This window comes from Pseudopedobacter sp. (genome assembly GCF_040392825.1).
Lineage (GTDB): Bacteria > Bacteroidota > Bacteroidia > Sphingobacteriales > Sphingobacteriaceae > Pseudopedobacter.
This window is the reverse complement of the sequence record NZ_JBEBVH010000045.1, coordinates 1-19,890: the sequence shown is the minus strand read 5'-3', so window position 1 is coordinate 19,890 and position 19,890 is coordinate 1. Positions and strand designations below refer to the sequence as shown.

The following is a 19,890-nucleotide window of genomic DNA, read 5'->3' as shown; positions in this document are numbered from 1 at the left end:
TTTTTTGTATCATCTTCTTAATGTATTATAACATATTATCAATCCCTGCATATTAAGTACTTTCTTTTATTACTTTGTATACAGCGCTGCTATAAAGCTTAAAATGTTATGGAAAAAATGAAAGTTTCAACGACCAGATTCAATGCCGGTATCGCGGTTCTATTCTCAGGAATTATATTCTTGCTTATAAATTGTTCAACTTCAAAACTGGTTAATAATAGTTTAAACAGAATTCCTACAAAAGAACAAGTTGGTGCTTTGGTTATTCCAAAAGAAATTGCTCCTATAAAAGCTCCTTTTCCAATGCCGCAATTAATTAAACCGGTTTTCCCGGATAAATCCGTCAACATCCTAGAAAAACAGGCCGAAGAAGGCAAACTCATTACAAAAATTATTCAACAGGCCATAGACGAAATCCACCAATCGGGCGGAGGAACTGTAGTAATTCCAAAAGGGAAATGGTTTACTGGTAGAATCAGCTTAAAAAGTTTTGTTAATTTACATATTGAAGCGGGTGCCGAACTTCATTTCAGCGGAGAGATCAAAGATTATTTACCTGCCGTATTTACCAGAAACGAAGGTATTGAGCTAATGTCTCTGGGAGCCTGTATTTACGCCAACGGACAAGAGAATATCGCTATAACAGGAAAAGGGAAATTGGTGGGTCCACCCTTAAATTCTCCATTAAGAAAGAGATTTATGAACGTTGGCGTCATTGAAGATGTTGTTCCTCATGATAAACCCGTTTCTGAAAGAGTTTATGAAGGACATAACAACGAGTTTATCTTTTTACCCATGTTTATCTCTCCTATAAACTGTAAAAATATTTTAATTGAAGGAATTTCATTAGAACAAACTCCTTTCTGGAATATTGTTCCTGTTTATTGCGACAGCGTAATTATTAGAGGAGTTACAGTAAATTCTATAGGTATTCCACGAGGTGATGGTATTGATATTGAATCGTCCAGAAATGTATTGATTGAATATTGCACTTTAAGTTGTGGTGATGACTGTTTTACCATGAAAGCAGGCCGCGGTGAAGATGGTTTACGCGTTAATAAGCCTACAGAAAATGTTGTTGTACGTTTTTGCCTGGCAAAAGAGGGACATGGCGGAATTACCGTTGGCAGCGAAACCGCCGCAGGAATCAATAATTTATATGTTCACGACACCGTTTTCGATGACACTGGTGTAGGGATTCGTTTTAAAACACGCAGACCCAGAGGTGGTGGCGGACAAAATTACTATTACGAACGTATTCGCATGAATTTACGGGACGAAGCCTTCAGATGGGATATGCTGGGTTCTCCAATGCATGTAGGAAAATTAGCGCAACGCTTACCGGCATTGCCGATTAACAAATTAACACCGAGTTTTAACAATACTTTTGCTAAAGACATTATTGTAGAAAAGGCTAAAGCTTTTGTGAGAATTGAAGGAATCCCTGAAACACCAATGACGAACTTCACCCTGGAGAATGCTCTTATTAACAGCAAAAAGTTATTTACGGCTCACGATGCGAGACAAATCAATATCAAAAACACAAAAATCACATCTCAAGATAACGTAATCAAACTTGAAGATGTCAGAGATTTAACCTTCGACAAAGTAACATTCAGCAATCCTAAAGGTGACTTGATTAAGGATTTTTCGGGTCCGGAAATGAAAAACATTCAATTTATAAAAGTTAAAAATGAAAGTACTTCTCCTTAACAGGAATGGTAACATGGCATAAAGTTTGATAAACGCCATAAAAAACAATTTATAAAATGAAAAAGTTTCAATTTCTTATTTTAATTGCGTTTGTTTCGGTTTTCGTTATCAGCTGTAGTAATGAAAACGATACTCATACCGGAAAAACACCGGTGACATTAAAAATTACAGACGCGCCTGCTTTTTACGATGCTATATACTTAAACATCGATGAAATAGAGATCAGAACAACTACAGGAAAAGAAGATATTGACGTTGACGGACTTCCGTTTGATATTCTTCAATACAGATTTGGCAAAGATACTGTAATTGCGGCTGAGGATGTTCCGTCCGGAACTATACAGGAAATCAGGTTAAAATTGCACAATGAAGGAAATCAGGTAGTAATAGACGGTATTTCTTATCCACTAACAACACCAAGTGGACAATCTTCCGGAATAAAAATCAAAGTACAGGAAGAGCTCATTCCTAACGTTGCTTATACCCTGTTACTTGATTTCGATGCAGCGAAATCAATTCATCAGACTGGCAACGGAAAATACATGTTAAAACCTGTAATCAGAGCTGTTCCGGTTGCGGTATCAGGAACTATACGAGGCACTGTTATACCTGCCGAATCTCTATCACACATCTATGCAATTGATGGTTTAGATACAATTGGTACACAGGCTAATTCTGTAGGTGATTTTTATATTCCAGGGGTTCCGCAAGGCAACTATAAAATCTTGATAGAACCATCTGCCGGAGATTATAATCCTAAGGTAATTGAGAATGTTGAAGTAACTAAAGGATCTGTTCAGAATTTAGGAATTATTGATCTTCAATAAATTATTAGAAACTAAAAACGCCATTGTATTCAAAAAATTACAATGGCTTTTTTAGTTATAAAACTTCGTCCAGAAACAGCAGTAAATGCTGCCAAGAACGCTTAGACATGGTCACATTATAATCAGGTGAAGCCGGATTGGTAAAAGTGTGTTTACTATTTGCGTAATAAATCAATTGCCAGTCCGCCTTAGCTTGCTTAAGCTCATTTCTTAAAGCCTCCACATCTGCTTCAGGTACACTCTGATCTTCGGCGCCATGCAATACCAGTACCTTAGTTGAAATTGGCCCGTTAGGTCTGTCTCCTTTAGATAAACCTCCATGAATAGATACCACAGCATTTACAGGAAGCTGAGCTCGCGCCGCTTCTAGTGCTCCTGTTCCGCCAAAACAATAGCCTATAATAGCTACATGGTTAAAATCTGCTCCTTGTTTTACCAACTCCTCCAAAGCAGCTTTGATTCTTTGCTGATAATTTTTATAATTTTCTTTGTAATAAGATGATTTAACTTTTGCTTCAGCATTATTTTTAGGCTTATTTCCATCGCCGTAAATATCTGCTATAAAAGCAATATACCCCTGCTTTTGCAAATTAAGAGCCGCCTGCTTAGCTTCATCGTCTATACCTTGCCATGCCGGGAGAATAAGCACTCCTTTTTTTGCTGATTCGGGCTTAGCCATCATACCTGTAAGACTCTGACTACCGTCTTTATATTTTATCTCTTTTAGCTGAGCATTTGTCATATTACTTAATAGAACTAAAATTAACAGATTGATAATTTTTTGCATATCCTCAATTTTTAATACTTCTAAAATATTACAAGTGAATGAATTTAATGTTTTAGTTCAATCTCTTAAAAAAGTTTAAGTATATAAGATATGGGCATTACATAAAAAAACCTTATGTTGGCCGGATATGGAAAGAAAAACACTTGCTATTGTAGGCTGTGGTAGACTTGCCTCAATAATTGCCGATGCTTTAAATGCTAATTTATTACCCGAGTACCAACTTGTTGCTACCTATTCCAGAAGTATTGAAAAAGCGCGGAATATTGCCGACAAGGTTAATAACGGATCTCAAAAAGAGAATTCTTGTAAAGCATGCAGCTCTCTGGAAGAATTGCTAGCCAGCAAAGCCAACTATATTATCGAAGCAGCGTCTCCTGATTCTATGAGAACTTTGACTTTACCGGCTTTGAAAAACGGATCTTCTATTGTAACATTATCTATTGGCGCTTTTGCAGATGAAGCTTTTTATGAAGAGGTAAAACAGACTGCACTAAAAAATAATGTGCGGGTACATCTGGTATCTGGAGCTATTGGTGGATTTGATGTGATGCGTACCGCAGCACTAATGGGAAATTGTACGGCAACTTTTGATACAGAAAAAGGGCCTAATTCGCTAAAAAGATACTCGGTATATGACGAATCTTTGCAGACTGAAAAAAGAAAGGTTTTTGAAGGAAATGCAAAAGAAGCTATCACTTTATTTCCTAACAGTGTGAACGTATCAGTAGCGGCTTCTCTAGCCTCTGTTGGCCCTGAAAAGATGAAAGTTTCGGTAACCTCTACTCCAGGATATATTGGGGATAATCATCGTATAGAAGTTAAGAACGAACAGGTACATGCAGTAATTGATGTTTACAGTTCAACCGCTCAAATAGCGGGATGGAGCGTAGTTAACACACTTAGAAATATTGTTTCTCCTATAGTTTTTTAATATTCTATGAAGGATGTCTCCTATGTTTGTATCAATCAAATGTAGGAGACATTTTTTTGTTTTATAGATTTGCTTTATATAGTGAAAAGAGGAAGAGCCAAGGGGTGTCTTAGTAGCTTTTTTAGCATACTGATTTTTAGAGAAGGCCTTTCTCTTTTTTGCTTCCTAAGGCAGAACAGAATGTAAAGCGGACTTACAGTCCAGCTTGAATATCCATCAGGAGACAAGCCCAGGGGAAGTTCCACTATTGATTTTTCATTTTCAATCAAAAATTAACATGAAAACACTTAAGCAGGTAGTAGGTATCGATGTAGGCAGTAAGGAATTGGTCGTATGCATTGGCAAGATCCTGTCCAACCTGGATAAGAAGCTGTGCCAATACGGTAATTTCCGAAACACGGATAAAGGTCTGATAAAGCTGCAGGAATGGGTACAGCCCCATACTTCTGAGGAAAGTCCTCTTCATTTTGTTATGGAGGCCACGGGCGTTTACCACGAGAAGCTGGCCTATTTCTTGGAAAGCAAGGGGTATAAGATCAGTATTGTCCTGCCCAATAAGATCAGTAACTACTTCCGCACACTGGAGGTAAAGACGGTAACTGACACGACCTGCTCAGAAGCTGTCACGCTGTTCGGTCTGGAACGAAACCTTGAGTTGTGGCATAAACCCGATCCCACCTACAAGCGGCTGAAGCAGCTGACGCGCGAAAGAGACCAGCTGGTGCAGGAACGTACTGCCGTCAAGAACCAGCTGCATGCTGAACAGGCAGAGGCAGAGCCGAATAAAAATTCTATAGGAAGGATAAAAGAACGTATAGCAGTACTGCAAAGGCAGGAAAAGGAAATAATCGCTGAACTAAAACTCATTGTAAAGGAGAGTTCCGCACTCAAAAAGCACACAGATAACCTGACCTCAATCCCCGGAGTTGGTCTGCTGACTGCAGTAACAGTATTGGCAGAAACAAATGGATTTGAGATGATCCGCAATAAAAAGCAACTGGTCAGTTATGCCGGTCTGGACATAAAGGAGAAACAGTCGGGAACATCGATCCAGGGCAAGCCTACCATATCCAAGCGGGGAAACAGGTACCTGAGAAAATCCCTGCACTTACCCGCATTGGCTGCCATAAGGCATGAAGAACACTACGCTAATACATTTACAAGACTTGTTGCAAGACATGGCATCAAAATGAAGGCAGCAGTAGCTGTGCAGAGGAAATTATTGGAACTGATGTTCATTATCTATAAAACAAAACAATTGTATGATCCACTATATCATGTGCAAAAGCAAAGCCATACTATACAAAGAAATTAGGGCAGTCAACAAGGACTACCCTAAACAGGCTGGTACAAGACCGCCTAAAACTCAAAAGTACAAAAAATATAAAAATTGTCTTGTTTATTAACACAGAATCTAATAAGGGAGATTTATCTGTCAGGCTGAGGCACTCGAAACCTTTTATGTCCATTGCAGGGACACTTCGACCTGTCATAGTGAGGCTCTCGAACCATCAGTGTGACAGCGTTAGTGCTTTTTAGACATCTTCTATTAACCATTTCACCAGGTGAATACATTCCCGTTCACAAATAAAAAGATCCTTACTATCAAATATTTGCCAAACACAAATCATGTACATATATTTGTACATAAAAAAACACAAAATCATGTTAATTACCAACGTATCTGATTTTAGAAAAGACATCAAATCTTATTTGGACAAAGTGGCTAAGAATCTTGAGACTTTGATTATTAATCGAGGAAAAGATTCTGGGATAGTCGTAATGTCTCTTGAGGAATATAATTCTTTAATGGCAACAAACCACGAATTATCTTCCCGTAAAAACGAAATGAGGTTAGATTCTGCAATTGAAAAACTTAAAAACGAAAAATCATTTACCAAAGATTTAATCGAAGATTAAAAGAAAATGAAATACGTTTTTGTAGATGAATCCTGGGAAGATTATTTGTATTGGCAAAAAACCGACAAGAAAAAACTTAAACGGATAAACGATTTATTGAAGGACATTTCCAGAACTCCATTTGAGGGTCTCGGAAAACCAGAACCACTGAAACATAAATATTCCGGGTTCTGGTCGAGAAGAATCGGTGAAGAGCACCGATTAATTTATAAATATCAGGATCATGTAATTCTTATTGCAAAATGCAGATTTCATTATGACTAATCTTTTTATAGCAAGTCATTAGTTCTGTTGAGACTTCATAAAAGCCTCAATATTTGCCAATACCTTTTCACTCAGACGATCAAAAGCCTGACGAGTACGGCCCACCGAAACACCCATACAGTTTACGTTCGGATGTTTTAAAAATTTATCGTTGCCCAGGGCAATCAATGTATCACAATATACTACATTGTCTTTATCAATCCATTTTGCAAAAGGCTCTTCATCCCAGGCAGGGGAAAGTCCGGTATTGAACAGAATCTTCCTGTCTCCCATTTCAGCAAATTCCTCCTCATGCATTAAAACCGTGTTTCTATTCAAGCAAGTAACAATCACTTCGCTTTCTTTCAATAATTGCTTCAATGGTAGAAACCGATATCCCTTTTGTTTAGCTTCTTCTTTCTCCGAACGGGCGAAATAAGAAATCTCTGCACCAAAAAACTTCAAGGCATCAGCTACCATGCCTCCCGATTTCCCTAAACCAACAATACCAGCTTTAATACCTGTAATCTCTCTTGGAATACCGTCCCACGGCTCACGAAGCGTACCATTATTTTTTGTTCCAAATCCATGTAAGCAACGCACCAATTCGCTAACAACATACTCAACTACACCTTCATCTCCATAATCTCTAACACCAAGAACCGTAATTCCCCTGGAATTGGCATACAGGATATCAACATTCGCACTTTCGGGTGTGTATAACGAGCAGCACATTCCTATATATTTAACATTTGGGCAATGTTCCAAAGCCTCCTTTCCCAATCTGGAAGTGTAGCTTATTAATACCGCATCTGCATCGCCAATCCGCTTTGCCATCTCATCCGCCGATTCTGGCATATTATCATACATAACAACTTCCTGCGCATAATCGAATAAAGCTCTTTCTGCGGAAGGAATCAAATTCAAAGGTTCTACTGCAACTAATTTTTTAAACATGATCTCTTTTTAATTGAACTGTGTTAAACGGTGATGATAACAAAACTTTTATTGAAAAGCAAACTAGGCCGCTCTTATGACACTGCTGTGCTTAAGTGTAGACAAGGATAAGACAGCTCTATACTTGATTCGACATAAACACGGATGAAACTCGGATAAAAGACGGATGAAACTCGGACAAAACAGGGAAATTATTTCTCTTTGATCCCTTTTTAATCTGAGTTTAATTAGTATTTGCCCTTTGTTTCTGTGGGGCTTTTTCTGGTTTATTCTCCTAACTGGTATTAACAAGAATAAGCTCTACATAAAATTTTAGAACAAAAAAACCGGGAACAGAGTCCCGGTTTAGTGTGAATAATAAAAAGGATAATATTATGGTTTAACGTTTGTTACATTTACCACACTGTTTAAATAAACTTCTATATTGGAATAACCAGACGAAGTAATTTTAGCAGCATCTGAAGAATCTTTAGGATTTAATCCTACCTTTTTCTCATAATCATCAGGCATACCATCGTTGTCAGAATCTTTATAAGGCGTACCTTTATATTCCGGGTATCCGCCAACCTGAGAGATATCTGTGATGATACCAATTTTATAAGAATCTAAAGGCAATCTTCTATGTTGGAATTGAGTGGTTGGAGCAACTACGCCTTTTAAAGGAGTTACTTTACCGCTTCTTACTGTTTCAATAACTCTGGTATCTACCGGATCTCTTTTAGGCAAAGTCGCTCCGGCATTAGCCAACACATAATTGTAAGCTTCCTGAGTGCCAATTATTTTAAATGGTGCGTGAGGGAATGGTTTGTTAACTTTCATAGCAGCGAAATAAGGTTTAGCTTCCTCAAAAGTCATAGAATTACCTTGTTTGTTCTCCAATTGTACGCCACCGTTCCAGTTATCGGCAGTAACTTTGTCGTTTCCATGAACAATATTACCCTGTACATGTGCCCTTCCAAAAACCACATAAGGTAGTTTACTTCTTCCGGATTCTGGCTTTAGTAATCTGTAACTAATTGGTTCATTAGACGGTGTCGCAGGTCCTGGTTTGAAATAATTGTTAATGATATTATAATTTGCGGTATAATCTCCCCCATCAATTGACCGGTGTACCCAGTTAAATACAACATTATTGGCAAAATTGAAAATCCCGTTCCAACCTATAGAAGGATTTCTAGCCGCATTATTCGCCCAAAGGTTACGCATAAATGTACAATTCTCACCACCTAAAGTACTGCCAAATGCATGGTTCCAGGTATCTAAAGCTTCGGAGAAAATAGAGTTCTGAATGGTAATATTTACTGTTCCTAATTTCACTTCCTGTTTCCCGGTACTATCATTGTACATATGACGATACATAGACATGTTTTCATCTAAACCCCAGCTTGCAGAAACGTGGTCTATCATAATATTTCCTACCGGATTTCCGCCAATAGCATCGTCTCTTCTGCCTACATAAGTTTCACCCCGTCTAAAACGCATATAACGCACAACTACGTCATGTGTATTAATCCAAACTGATTCTCCTGCTACACAAACCCCATCTCCAGGTGCTGTTTGTCCTGCTATAGTAATGTAGGGAGCTCTGATAATTAATGGAGTTTTTAATTTGATGATACCTGCAACGTTGAATACTACAATTCTCGCTCCTCCTTGTTCACAAGCCCAACGTAAGGAACCTTCGCCACTATCATTCAGATTAGTTACGACATACACTTTACCACCGCGACCGCCAAATGAGTATGCACCGCCTCCCTCTGCTCCCGGAAATGCAGGAATCTCTGCTTGCGGTAAATCCGTTGGTCTGCCCGCCCATGGGATATAAGGTTTACCCTGTTTAGCTTCTGCTTCTATGATTGGCTTAGCCTTTTCCCAGGCAATATCAGACTGTTTTCTGGCTGCTTCCATCAATTCACCAGATGCTTTTTTCACATCTTCCGGTATTTTAGGATATTGCGCTTTAACGCCCGCACTTGTAAGTAAAAACATTGTAGCCATAAAAAATGGCAACGTTCTCTTTTTCATATTTTTATTTTTAAGATATATACTTTAATAAAATTGCAACATGAGTAAATCAAATTTAAAGATATACTCATAAGGTTGCTTATATAATGTTTACCTGCTGTTGTAGAATATTAGCAATATAAATTCTTACAGGCAAAGCATCGTCTTGTCATAATTATTAGTTACTGCTTAGCTGTTCGTTTTTCCAATTCCTCTGTAGCTTTTTTAAGGTTATAGCCCTGCGCGGACAGGTAATTATTAGCTCTGCCTCTATATTTGGCAAACCATTGATTTCTTTCGCGACTTGTCAAAACATTTAAAGCATTTTCTCTGGCTTCCACTAAATATTGATAGACTTTTGCTTTATGCTCTGCTGTGAGACCAGGAAGTAATTCCTGAAAACGTTCATACTCTTTATTAAGCCCTTGTGCAGTCATCTCATTTTTTACTATCTCAATCTGCGCACTATCTAGCCATAACCCTAATTTTGTAATGTACTGGTCTCTTTGTTGATCCAACGCTGCTTTATGTTTTGTCCATTCTTTAGCGGCTTCCTTATCCTTTTCTTCTTTGGTTTTACCTAGTGAATCTATCTTTGCTAAATTTCTTTTCCAATCTTTATTAAATTCTTCAATCTGCTGATATTGGTAAGCGACAAGATTCCTGACCGATTCACTTTTAACCTTATCTTGTAAATTAAGCGCCTGCATTACTTTATTAGATTCGACAATTGCCAAAGAAGCAGATTTGGTATCTCGCCTTTTCGCCCATTCATTACCTTCTTTTTTAAGATCGTAACCTTGTTTTGCTAACTCATTTGCTATGCGACCTTTATATTTATTAAACCATGCATGTTTTTCTTTCGAAGTCCCACCGTCCATTGCAAATTCTCTTGCCTCTGTCAGATTGGTCCTGATCATCTCCTTTTGCTTTTCTGTAGCATAAGGTAACATTAACAGGTAATTAGCATAAGTAATAGGTACGGTATGATAGGTCATCCCATTCTTTACTTCGTCTATTTGTTCTTTCGAAAGTAGTTTTTGAAGATTTATTATGTATTTGCCATGTAAGGCACTCACTTCTTCTTTTGCTTTTTCTTTAATTTCGTCAGCTTTAGCTTTATTGGTTTCTAATTTCTGATCTCTTTCGGTGTGAATCTTATTCAGTGCCACATATTGACTGGCAATTAGAGTTTTTACTTTTTCTTTTTTCTTTTCATCAGATAATTCTAATTTTTCAACAATTTTATCTGCTCTTTCCTGTGCTACTTGTCGGTAAGGCTTATTTTCCTGCGCTTTTACAAGTACAGAGATGAAAAATAATATGCTCACAAGAATTTTCTTTTTCATTGGTTATTTTTAGTTAATGTGTCGTAATTATTTTTAGATCTGTTCGTTTTCTGTTTTTTTATTTATCTAATATACTAAGCTATAATGCATTTAGAATATTCACTTTTCTACTCATACTCTGTCCGTCTTTATCTGTAACCTTGAAATCAAAGAAGCATAATCCGCCTCGTGTATTTGGTGTAAATACGACCTGATTATCTTTTAATATAGCTTTACCGTTAACTATATTCGAGATATTAAAAGATACTCCCTCTGTAAAACCGCGACTTAATTCACTCAAATTAATCGTTACAGATTTACCTGATTCTGCTATAAAATGAGGCTTAGCCATCCATTCCAGATAATCATCCAAATTGGTAAATCCATCACGATCGGGGTCGGCATTCGAATCGGAAAAATCACCAGCTTGCGAGTTTACATTTGTTCCATATATCCGCTCCCACCAATCCGGCAATCCATCATGATCGCTATCCCAGTTCTCAGATCTTTTCAATTCAGGATAATTCTCCCATCCGCCAACATCTTCCTGAGAATCCGGATGACCTGGAATTCCGCTAACACTTCCTTTATATTTATATGTTCCGGTTAAGGTCTCATGAATTATTCGAATATCGTGGTCATCAAAAACGGGCTGATTACATCCTACATCTGATAACACCATTTTATAAGCCAGTCCCGCAGGCTGCGTATTCACATGAGCTTCAAAAAACGGTTTGGAAACAAAAGTTTCAAAATCGACACGGCCGGATATCTTTTTACCTTTTTCCTGATTATTTTCATCGAAATAACCCGGCATCACATTACCAGCAAAATAATAACGCTGCATACCTTTGCCAATTCCTTCGTGTTGAGCATTAAGTGCCACGAAGATTTTACTGGCTTCACCAGGCTTATAATAGTTATTTACAAAATTTACTTCATTGGCTCCGCCATCTGTCGTCCTGATCCCCCAGTTATACACTACATTATTCCGTATATCTATTTTTCCTGTATAAGCACCATCTCCGTTTAATCCACCTCCTAAACTCCAGTTCCTTCCATAACAATGTGCCAGAAGATTGTGATGATAGCTTGCTGTATCGCCACCAATAGTTGCAGCATAGCCATGTCCTTTACCTTTAGGATAGTTTTTATGCCCCGCCACATTTAAAGCTTCGGAGATTAGTGTTCTTTGCAGTGTAATATTCTTTGCTCCTCTTGAACTAAATGCTTCATCTATAGTCCAGCTGATAGAACTGTGATCTATAATACTATGATTTGCTCCGGTAATACCCATTCCGTCAAAAGTTTTACCTGCACCTAATCTTACCCGCATAAAACGTACAATTACATCATTTCCGCCAATTCCGAAAGGTGCGCTGCGTATGGTAATTCCTTTACCAGGAGCAGTCTGGCCTGCAACAGTTACATTATTCTGATTTAGAATAAGCCGCGATTTAAGCTCTATAATTCCCGAAACATTAAAAACGATGGTACGTGGACCAATGTCATTGCTGACCGCTTCACGGAAACTACCGGGACCATCATCATTAAGGTTAGTTACTTCCACCACCTTTCCTCCACGACCTCCGCGAGCAAAGCGGCCATAGCCTTCTGCGTCTATAAAGGCCAACTGACGTGGTCGATATCTCCAAACTGTACCTTTAGTGATTTTGCCTTCAGCAGCTACTTCATCTATACGCCAGTAATAGGTTAACATACTATACTGATCCTTAACTTCATAGTCAAGGTATTTTTGGTTCCCTTTAAACAAACTCGATTTACGATCAGCCCTAGCAACATCATCTGCATTATTGCCGATATACACATCATGTGAAGTGGCATTTTTTGCTGACTTCCAACTTAACATAAGTTTTCCGTTATCAGCATTCACATGTTCGTCACCATGTTTCGGAAATGGAAGCCTTGCCCTGTTTGCTGCATTTGATGTATTAATTTCAAAACCGTTAATAATTATATCTGTGTTGGCGGTTGTCGATTTTTCTGTTGCCTTAAACAAGACGATTACATCTTTTCCCTTAACAGCATCGAATTGAATGTATGCTGTCTTTGCCTCAATATTATTCAATACTCTTTGCGATGGAATAAGATGTTCAACTTTTAGTTTACCATTTACAGAAATATCTATCGGACTATAAAAAGTCACCCCGGAAATATGGTTATGATAGGTAAGCAAAGTGTGTCTGCCAGTTGGTAATCCTTTAATATACATAACTATAACACCTTTCTTACTTTGTAAACCGTCACTGGACAAACGGGCATAATGAGGAGACTGTATACCCACTTTATAATAGTCTGTACTCAATTCTTCGTCGGCATTTCCTGCTTTAAAAGTTATGGTGACTCCTTTTTCGGTAATATTTTCCTGTCCTTTAGACAAATAGGGAAATGGGATATAATCCAGTTCGTTTACCTCGGCCTCTCGTCTGCCTGTTTGGTTGAGGTCCACTTTTATAACGGGATGTTGTGCCAATACCGAAACAGGAATAACAAGCAAGCCAAAGAGCCCCGTTCTTAACAAACTATTTGCCTTTTGATAAATGTATGATTGCAGTTGTTCAAACATGCTTTTAATGTTTAAGTTTATATTTTATGATCCTCCGAATTGCTGAAGGCGAAAATTAAATGAAAGAAGAAAATACGTGGTGAGCCTATTACTTTGCCTGTCTATAATCTCGTTATCAAAAACATCTCTGGAAACGCCTGTATTTTGATTTAATAAATCAAATCCCTGAAGCCGTAAACTACCCCGATTTTCTTTTAAGAAACGATGTTCCAGATAAAAACTTAATAAAGTAGGATTACTTATACCGGTTCCGAAGCCCTGATTTATAGTTTGAGAAAAATCGTACCCTAACACCAAATCCTTAAAGAAATAATTTCGACCTTCTATACCAATATTTAGCTGATTGGTATTTCTGTTAACCAAATTGGTATTGCCATAGCTGGTCTTGTTATGTGTATAGGAAGCATTTACTTCTGTATCTACTATGTCTTCTATATCTATACGAAACTTTACTCCTTGTCTTACAGAAAGATTTTTGCCCACATGTCGTTCATTATTTGTAAAAGCGATATTATTACTCAGATTAGAACCTCCGTAATAGGTCATAAATAATTTTTTAAGTAAAGGAAATGAAAAGGAATAAACAGCTCTTGCGTTATAAAAGCCATCTGTATTCATATAAGTCGTTTCCTGTCTTAAACTATCCGGAATAATAGTTTTGGCACTTACTATTTTATCTTCAACACAATTATAACCAATATTGGCAAACATAGTTCTGCCTCTTTTTATATTAGACTTTTTATACTCTAGCTTCATCTGATGAACAAATTCGGGTTTTAAATTCGGGTTACCCGTAATGGTATTCTGCAGGTTCGAATTGTCTGTAATGGGTTGCAACTGTACAAAACCAGGTTGCTGGGCACTTCCCTGATAATTAGCAGAAAAGTTTTGTTCTTTAGAGAACTTATAAACTACCCTGGCTGTGGGTATAAAGTTAAAAGTTTCTTTATGCGTGTTGATATTTCTGCTTTTGTCTGTTCCATTTAATACAGATGGCTGTGCAGCAAAGCCCAATATATAGTTTAACTTTTCATGTTTAACCCGATAACTTATACCTGCTCTGTTGGTTGTAAACTGGTAGTCATATAAATTACTCAAATTCTGATTAAGAACTTCCTCTCCACTTACCGGATTTACATCTAAAGTTCTTCTATCATTTCCGGTTAAAGTGCGGCTCCACTCATAATTCACTTCAATAAAGGATTTTTCTGTAACAGGCTCAATATAGGAAGCTCTCAGACTATTTCTAAAATTACTATTCTGATTTTCACCTAATTGATACTGGTTTTCGTAAGACCTGTTACCTAGAGAATCTATATTCTCATAATCGTTTTTAACTTCCTGATCTTGTCCTCCGGACGACGAGTTAAGTACTGCATGGAGACTTAGATTTCTGCCGGACTTATTAAATTTATGGTTATAAAAAACACGCGTCCCAAAATTAAATGCATCTCTATACTGATCTTGTGAGCTTATCCTCTCTGAGGAAGTCTGTTGTAATTGGGTGGTGGTAAAACCGGTATTTAGCGAGTTATTTTTTTCAAAAGATAAATCGGGTTCTATTTTCAAATAATTCAATTCATTAGGACGATATTCGAAATTCCATGACAAGCGGTGGCTGTAGTTCTTATTATTGTTATTATTTTGCTGGTCTTCGAATCTGGTAAAATCCTGATAGATATTTTGGCTTGCTACCGACTCCAAAGTTTGGTTGGTATTATGATTAAAACGGTAACTGCCGTAAGAAACCAATTTATCATTCCATTTATCGCGGTAATTTAACTTTATGGATTTATGAGAAGATATACCTGCAGAACCTCCCTGGATATTATTCAGACTACCATTCGCGGCAATTTGTTGGTCACCATTTAAGAAGTTAGCTTTTATACTTCCTACATATCTGTCTTCTGTACCTGCACCGGCAGTGGTTTTTGTAAAATATCCTTTTTCCTTATCAGGTTGCAAATTGATATTCAGAACTTTTTGGGGTGTTCCGGTTTTCAGACCTGTTACATTAGCCTGATCTCCATAGTCGTCTATGATTTGTAAGTTTTTAATGATATCTGCCGGAAGATTTTGTATTGCCGTTGCCACATCATCACCAAAATAGTCTTTACCGTTTAACCGTATTTTAGTAATGGGGTCTCCCTGCGCCGTAATATTTCCATTTTTATCTACTTCTACACCGGGAAGCTTTTTTATCACCGCATCTACTGCATCGCCCTCCCTCACCGGATAAGCCCTTGCATCATATTCTACAGTATCTTCCTTTAAAATTACCGGATTAACAGCAACTACTACCACTTCGTTTAATAAATTGCTGCTTTCTATCAGCTGAATAGGTTTTAACTGAATTTGTTGAATACCTTTGGACAAGTGATAAGTTTTCTTAAAAGGTTGAAAACCCATAAAATTTACCGAAATATTGACAATGGAATCTTTCACTTGAGAGAAGCTGAAATTTCCATCTATATCTGCCGCAGTAGCCAATGTATCAAGTGCAGAATTCAATTTGATTAAGGAACCCGGCAAAGCTACTCCCAGCGTATCCTGTATCTTGCCTGTTATTTTTTTATTATGCTGCGCTTCTGCTGTGAAACAAAAATAAAATAACAAACATACCAGAGGGTATAATATCTTTCGCCTTCCAATAAACATCATCTATAATGATTTATAATTTCTTTTTCACAACTAAACTGCTGTGAAATACAATACTAATAAAACCATTAAGAAGGGTAATTAAAACAAGGTGAGGACGAATCAGGAAAATAGGCTACTGAAAACGGATATAATAATCCTGAGCTATTGGTCTAACCATTCTTTAAAGGCGGGTGTTTTTTGACTACTGACAATAACATCTTCTTCCAGCGACGGATGTAACTCTAATTTTAACCTTCCTTTGAAATAAGGATGTATTTCTTTAGCGGCATCTATATGGATAATAAGATTTCTGTTAATATGAAAAAACATAACGGGATCTAAAATTGACGCAAGTTCATCCAGAGCATAATCAACAGGATAGTTTTCTCCATCTTTTGTAACCAATAATGTAAGCTTGTTACTGGAATAAAAATAGGCAATATGATCTGTTTTTATGGTTCTGATTTTCGCACCCATTTTAACCATAAAGCGGCTTTTATAGTTTACATCTTTTTCTTTAAAAAAATGCATCAGGTCTTCCACTTTTAACGGGCTTCCTTTCTCTCCCCAACTACGCTTAAGATCTTTGATTTTTTGAAGACTTTTAGCCAATTTTTCCTTTTGAACTGGTTTTAATAAATAATCTATTCCATTAAATTGAAAAGCGTCAAGTGCATATTGGTCATAGGCTGTGCAAAAGATAACCGGACATTGTATAGGAACCGATTTAAAAATCTCAAAAGACAATCCATCCGATAAATGTATATCCATAAATAACAAATCGGGATGTGGATTTTGTTTGAACCATGCGATAGCAGCCTCCACGCTTCCCAACACATCGATTACCTGAATTTCAGTAAAATCCAGTAACAACTGCTCTAACCGCCTCACCGCAGGTACTTCATCTTCGATTATTAATACATTCATATTGCTAAACCTATTTCAAAAATACGCTTTATTTACAAGCCTCAGAATAGTATGCTCTTGATATTTTAACCTTCTTCATCTAATTCCAACAGCGGTATACTTACCTGAAAATATCCCTCATCCTGTAACACCTTAACCTGTCTGTCTGACAAATATTGATATCTGTTTCTAATATTATCCAAACCACTTTGACGTAAACCGTCTGCCGAGGTTGTTGCATTTTTAAGGATGATATTATTTTTCACAACCAAAAACTGGTTATCTTCGATATAAATGTGGACCACCAAAGGCCTGATTAGTGATAACTTATTATGTTTAACGGCATTTTCGACCAGCATTTGCAATGCTAAAGGAGGTATACAAAAATTGTTTGGCAATTCTGCGGGAATGTCTAGTTTAAAGATACACTGATCACCGAATCTTTTTTCTAATAAAAAAATGTAAGCTGTTATAAAGTCCAATTCGGTTTGTAAGGGCACCAACTCTTCCTTTTTATATTGGAGTACGTAGCGGTAAACATCTGTAAATTTGTCTAAGAACGCTTGTGCTTCTGCTGGCTTCTGGTCTATTAATGCTGAGAGCACATTGAGATTATTAAACAGAAAATGAGGATCCAAATGCATTTTTAGCACTTCCAAGCGGCTATTTAAACTTTCTTCCTTTAAAAGATCAGATTCTATATGTGCTTTTTTCCATTGCATCATAAAATAGAAACCGAAATTGATAGATAACAATGGTACTATAAACAGCAGCCCGTAAATATTCAAAACAAACAGTTGCTCTGCATCAGGAGGCATACTTCCAGTGCTAATCTTAAACAGGTAATAGGTTAGATTAATGCATAATAAAGCATAAAATAAACTAAGAAATAATTGCCAGAAAAGTCTTCTACTGGTCTTCTTTATCCATGAAATTTTTTTATCTAACAGCGCAAAAATCAACCTGTTTCCGAGCCATAATAACAAAACCACTGTGATTATCCATAACAATGCAGCTGCATACGCTATAGGCCAACCCAAATTGACAAACAGCAGCCATAATAACAGCAGAAACAGGACTACTAAAAAATACAAAATCTTTCTTTCTAAGGTCACTTTCATCTTAATATCACCTGATTCTCAATTCTGTAAGATTCCCCCAGGGAATATATTGAAATTTCGAATTTGCCTGCCAAACCATCATTCCCCAATTTCTTGCAGTAACATCGTTATGGTGCCCTAACAATAAAGTTTTATTATTCTTTAGCACTACTTTGCTATAATATACATTAAACGGAATAATACGAGAAATAAATCTGAAAGGTATTTGATAACTGATACCATCTTTGCTCCCTTCTAATAATTCAAAATCGAATTCCTCGTCCATATCAAATACGCTGTTTCCTTTAAATATCATCTTATCTTTGGTTAAAGCTACGCTGTATATTTTTTTTGCAGTTGGATAATGCTCATACCCCGTGTTCTCATCTATTTTTTCAAAGGATAGCGAACGAAATGCCTTCCACTTAACAGTGACCTTTCCAAATGATGGATGCATTACCACAATATTTTCATTACCTGAAGTAAAATCTTCGATATATGCCAGCGTTATAATTTTTCCCGAAAGTAGCTTTACAATCATTTCATTATCTCTTTTTTCGAGCCTTCTAATATGCTTAAACATAATTTGCAGGTTTTCTCCTTCTTTTGTTCTCCCCTTCAGATAACGGATATCTCTTGACTTATTTTTCCCGAACTCGATATAACCACTTAAAGTCCCTGCAGAAGTCATCATTGTTCCATATAGCGGATTTCCCTTTAGCAGCGACAGAAAATTTGGAGTTGGCTTAAAATTAATACTACTAATCTGATCCCAGGGTATTTTATAACTATTCTTATCTCCGAGCACCCACAATTCTTTAGCTAAATTTCCCGGAGCATCTTCATCTGCTATGACCCTATATTTGAATCCATTTTTAAAATAGACCTGTGCAGTGTTTTTTCCGGTCACGTGTATCCGGGATATGTCTCCAAAACGACATAAGGCTTCTGTTTTTCTGGCGGGATATTTATCTTTCCAGAGATTCATAAATTGCCAATCGAGCGCAGATTCGCTAGGTTCCTGAGGTAAGTCATCCAGCTGGTATTCATTTAAGTATTTCAAATTGGGATGCTCCTGCTTCGCTACCCAAAAAATATCTGACCATAGCCTTTGTCCGGATCCCCAACTGATTTGACCGGTATATACTTTTTTATTTTTTAAAACTATATCGCCGTATATATAACCCTGATGCTGACCGTAAAGTATTATGGGTATATGAAAAAACAACAGGAGGCTTATTAATCTGAAGTTTATATTGATAAACATATTCCCAATATCAACAATTTATTTTTTGTTTATTACAAAAGAAACGTGAAATATGATATTTTATGGCTGGGCAGGGATATAAGGTAGTTGAATTAAATAGTATTTATCTCTTGTTTTTAAAAAAGGCGGTTCTTTTTCGGGTTAATAAATGCTGAAGTATATACCCTGAAAACAGTATAGCTTAACTTTAAGCGTTCTATCTTACCAAATTTAAGCGGCTTGAAGAGGTATAAAAAAAACCGATCTGGTATTCAGATCAGTTTTTTTTTGTTTTATTTTTGAACCTTTACACTTATATCAACATAGGGTTTACCTTCTATGTCTTTAGTAATTGCATTGATATGAACACAACCATATTTCCCTTCAGGTGTTTTAAAATAAATTAAATTACCTGTCGCTAACTTCGCAGAGGATTTTGTTAAGTTAAAAGTTTTCTTTTTGGCTTCAGCTTCAATTAAGCTTGACGAAACCAATAAAGAAGTTCGAAAATTAGCCGTTTGATTTGTACTTGTTGTGCCGAAATAAACCGCTCTCTTAGTTGTCCATGAGCTTATATCATAAACGGTTAATGGGTTAGGGTTTGCTATTGGAGTGTACAGATAATAATCATAGGTTATTGTCGTATTTCCATTATTAGTAGTGGTAATCATGTTTCTATATACTCCAAAGTCTATATCGGC

At 36.9% G+C, this 19,890-nt stretch carries 16 protein-coding genes; 6 read left to right on the top strand and 10 right to left on the bottom strand.

Annotated features, from left to right (window positions below; translation table 11 throughout):
• Window positions 1-108: 108 nt before the first annotated feature.
• Window positions 109-1,713 carry a glycoside hydrolase family 28 protein gene (locus ABWO41_RS05125; RefSeq protein WP_353134453.1) on the top strand — a complete coding sequence of 535 codons (1,605 nt, stop codon included), beginning with the start codon at window positions 109-111 and terminating at the stop codon, window positions 1,711-1,713.
• A 56-nt stretch (window positions 1,714-1,769) separates the two neighbouring features.
• Window positions 1,770-2,540 (top strand): DUF4382 domain-containing protein, encoded by a 771-nt coding sequence (locus ABWO41_RS05120; protein WP_353134451.1) that lies wholly within the window; start codon window positions 1,770-1,772, stop codon window positions 2,538-2,540.
• 55 nt (window positions 2,541-2,595) lie between these two features.
• Here ABWO41_RS05120 and ABWO41_RS05115 read toward each other — a convergent pair whose 3' ends face one another.
• Window positions 2,596-3,327, bottom strand: a complete 732-nt coding sequence (locus ABWO41_RS05115) for a dienelactone hydrolase family protein (RefSeq protein WP_353134449.1) — start codon at window positions 3,325-3,327, stop codon at window positions 2,596-2,598.
• 127 nt (window positions 3,328-3,454) lie between these two features.
• On the opposite strand from ABWO41_RS05115, the gene ABWO41_RS05110 reads away from it, so the two are divergent.
• The 4 genes from ABWO41_RS05110 to ABWO41_RS05095 all read left to right on the top strand — a co-directional run bounded on the left by ABWO41_RS05110 (window position 3,455) and on the right by ABWO41_RS05095 (window position 6,442).
• Window positions 3,455-4,258: an aspartate dehydrogenase domain-containing protein gene (locus ABWO41_RS05110; protein WP_353134446.1), complete on the top strand. Its 804-nt coding sequence runs from the start codon at window positions 3,455-3,457 to the stop codon at window positions 4,256-4,258.
• 277 nt (window positions 4,259-4,535) lie between these two features.
• Window positions 4,536-5,573, top strand: coding sequence for an IS110 family RNA-guided transposase (locus ABWO41_RS05105; RefSeq protein WP_353134443.1), 1,038 nt, complete (start codon window positions 4,536-4,538; stop codon window positions 5,571-5,573).
• 350 nt (window positions 5,574-5,923) lie between these two features.
• A complete protein-coding gene (locus tag ABWO41_RS05100; RefSeq protein ID WP_353134440.1) occupies window positions 5,924-6,178 on the top strand; it encodes a type II toxin-antitoxin system Phd/YefM family antitoxin in 255 nt (84 codons plus the stop codon).
• Between the two features lie 6 nt (window positions 6,179-6,184).
• Window positions 6,185-6,442 (top strand): Txe/YoeB family addiction module toxin, encoded by a 258-nt coding sequence (locus tag ABWO41_RS05095; RefSeq protein ID WP_353134437.1) that lies wholly within the window; start codon window positions 6,185-6,187, stop codon window positions 6,440-6,442.
• Window positions 6,443-6,460: 18 nt separating this feature from the next.
• On the opposite strand, the gene ABWO41_RS05090 is transcribed toward ABWO41_RS05095, so the two are convergent.
• The 9 genes from ABWO41_RS05090 to ABWO41_RS05050 all read right to left on the bottom strand — a co-directional run.
• Complete coding sequence (locus tag ABWO41_RS05090; RefSeq protein WP_353134434.1) at window positions 6,461-7,378, bottom strand: NAD(P)-dependent oxidoreductase; 918 nt, start codon at window positions 7,376-7,378, stop codon at window positions 6,461-6,463.
• A gap of 372 nt (window positions 7,379-7,750) precedes the next feature.
• Window positions 7,751-9,403 carry a pectate lyase family protein gene (locus ABWO41_RS05085; protein ID WP_353134431.1) on the bottom strand — a complete coding sequence of 551 codons (1,653 nt, stop codon included), beginning with the start codon at window positions 9,401-9,403 and terminating at the stop codon, window positions 7,751-7,753.
• 161 nt (window positions 9,404-9,564) lie between these two features.
• On the bottom strand, window positions 9,565-10,731 hold the full coding sequence (locus tag ABWO41_RS05080) for a DUF3826 domain-containing protein (protein WP_353134428.1): 1,167 nt from the start codon (window positions 10,729-10,731) through the stop codon (window positions 9,565-9,567).
• Window positions 10,732-10,810: 79 nt separating this feature from the next.
• Complete coding sequence (locus ABWO41_RS05075) at window positions 10,811-13,297, bottom strand: T9SS C-terminal target domain-containing protein (protein ID WP_353134425.1); 2,487 nt, start codon at window positions 13,295-13,297, stop codon at window positions 10,811-10,813.
• Between the two features lie 24 nt (window positions 13,298-13,321).
• The gene (locus ABWO41_RS05070) at window positions 13,322-15,958 is read right to left on the bottom strand and encodes an outer membrane beta-barrel protein (protein ID WP_353134422.1); all 2,637 of its coding nucleotides are present in this window, start codon (window positions 15,956-15,958) and stop codon (window positions 13,322-13,324) included.
• 141 nt (window positions 15,959-16,099) lie between these two features.
• Window positions 16,100-16,864, bottom strand: coding sequence for a LytR/AlgR family response regulator transcription factor (locus tag ABWO41_RS05065; protein WP_353134419.1), 765 nt, complete (start codon window positions 16,862-16,864; stop codon window positions 16,100-16,102).
• 65 nt (window positions 16,865-16,929) lie between these two features.
• On the bottom strand, window positions 16,930-17,964 hold the full coding sequence (locus ABWO41_RS05060; RefSeq protein WP_353134416.1) for a sensor histidine kinase: 1,035 nt from the start codon (window positions 17,962-17,964) through the stop codon (window positions 16,930-16,932).
• A gap of 7 nt (window positions 17,965-17,971) precedes the next feature.
• A complete protein-coding gene (locus tag ABWO41_RS05055; protein ID WP_353134413.1) occupies window positions 17,972-19,171 on the bottom strand; it encodes a hypothetical protein in 1,200 nt (399 codons plus the stop codon).
• 311 nt (window positions 19,172-19,482) lie between these two features.
• Window positions 19,483-19,890, bottom strand: a 408-nt coding sequence (locus ABWO41_RS05050; protein ID WP_353134410.1) for a hypothetical protein, incomplete at its 5' end; no start/stop codon positions are given.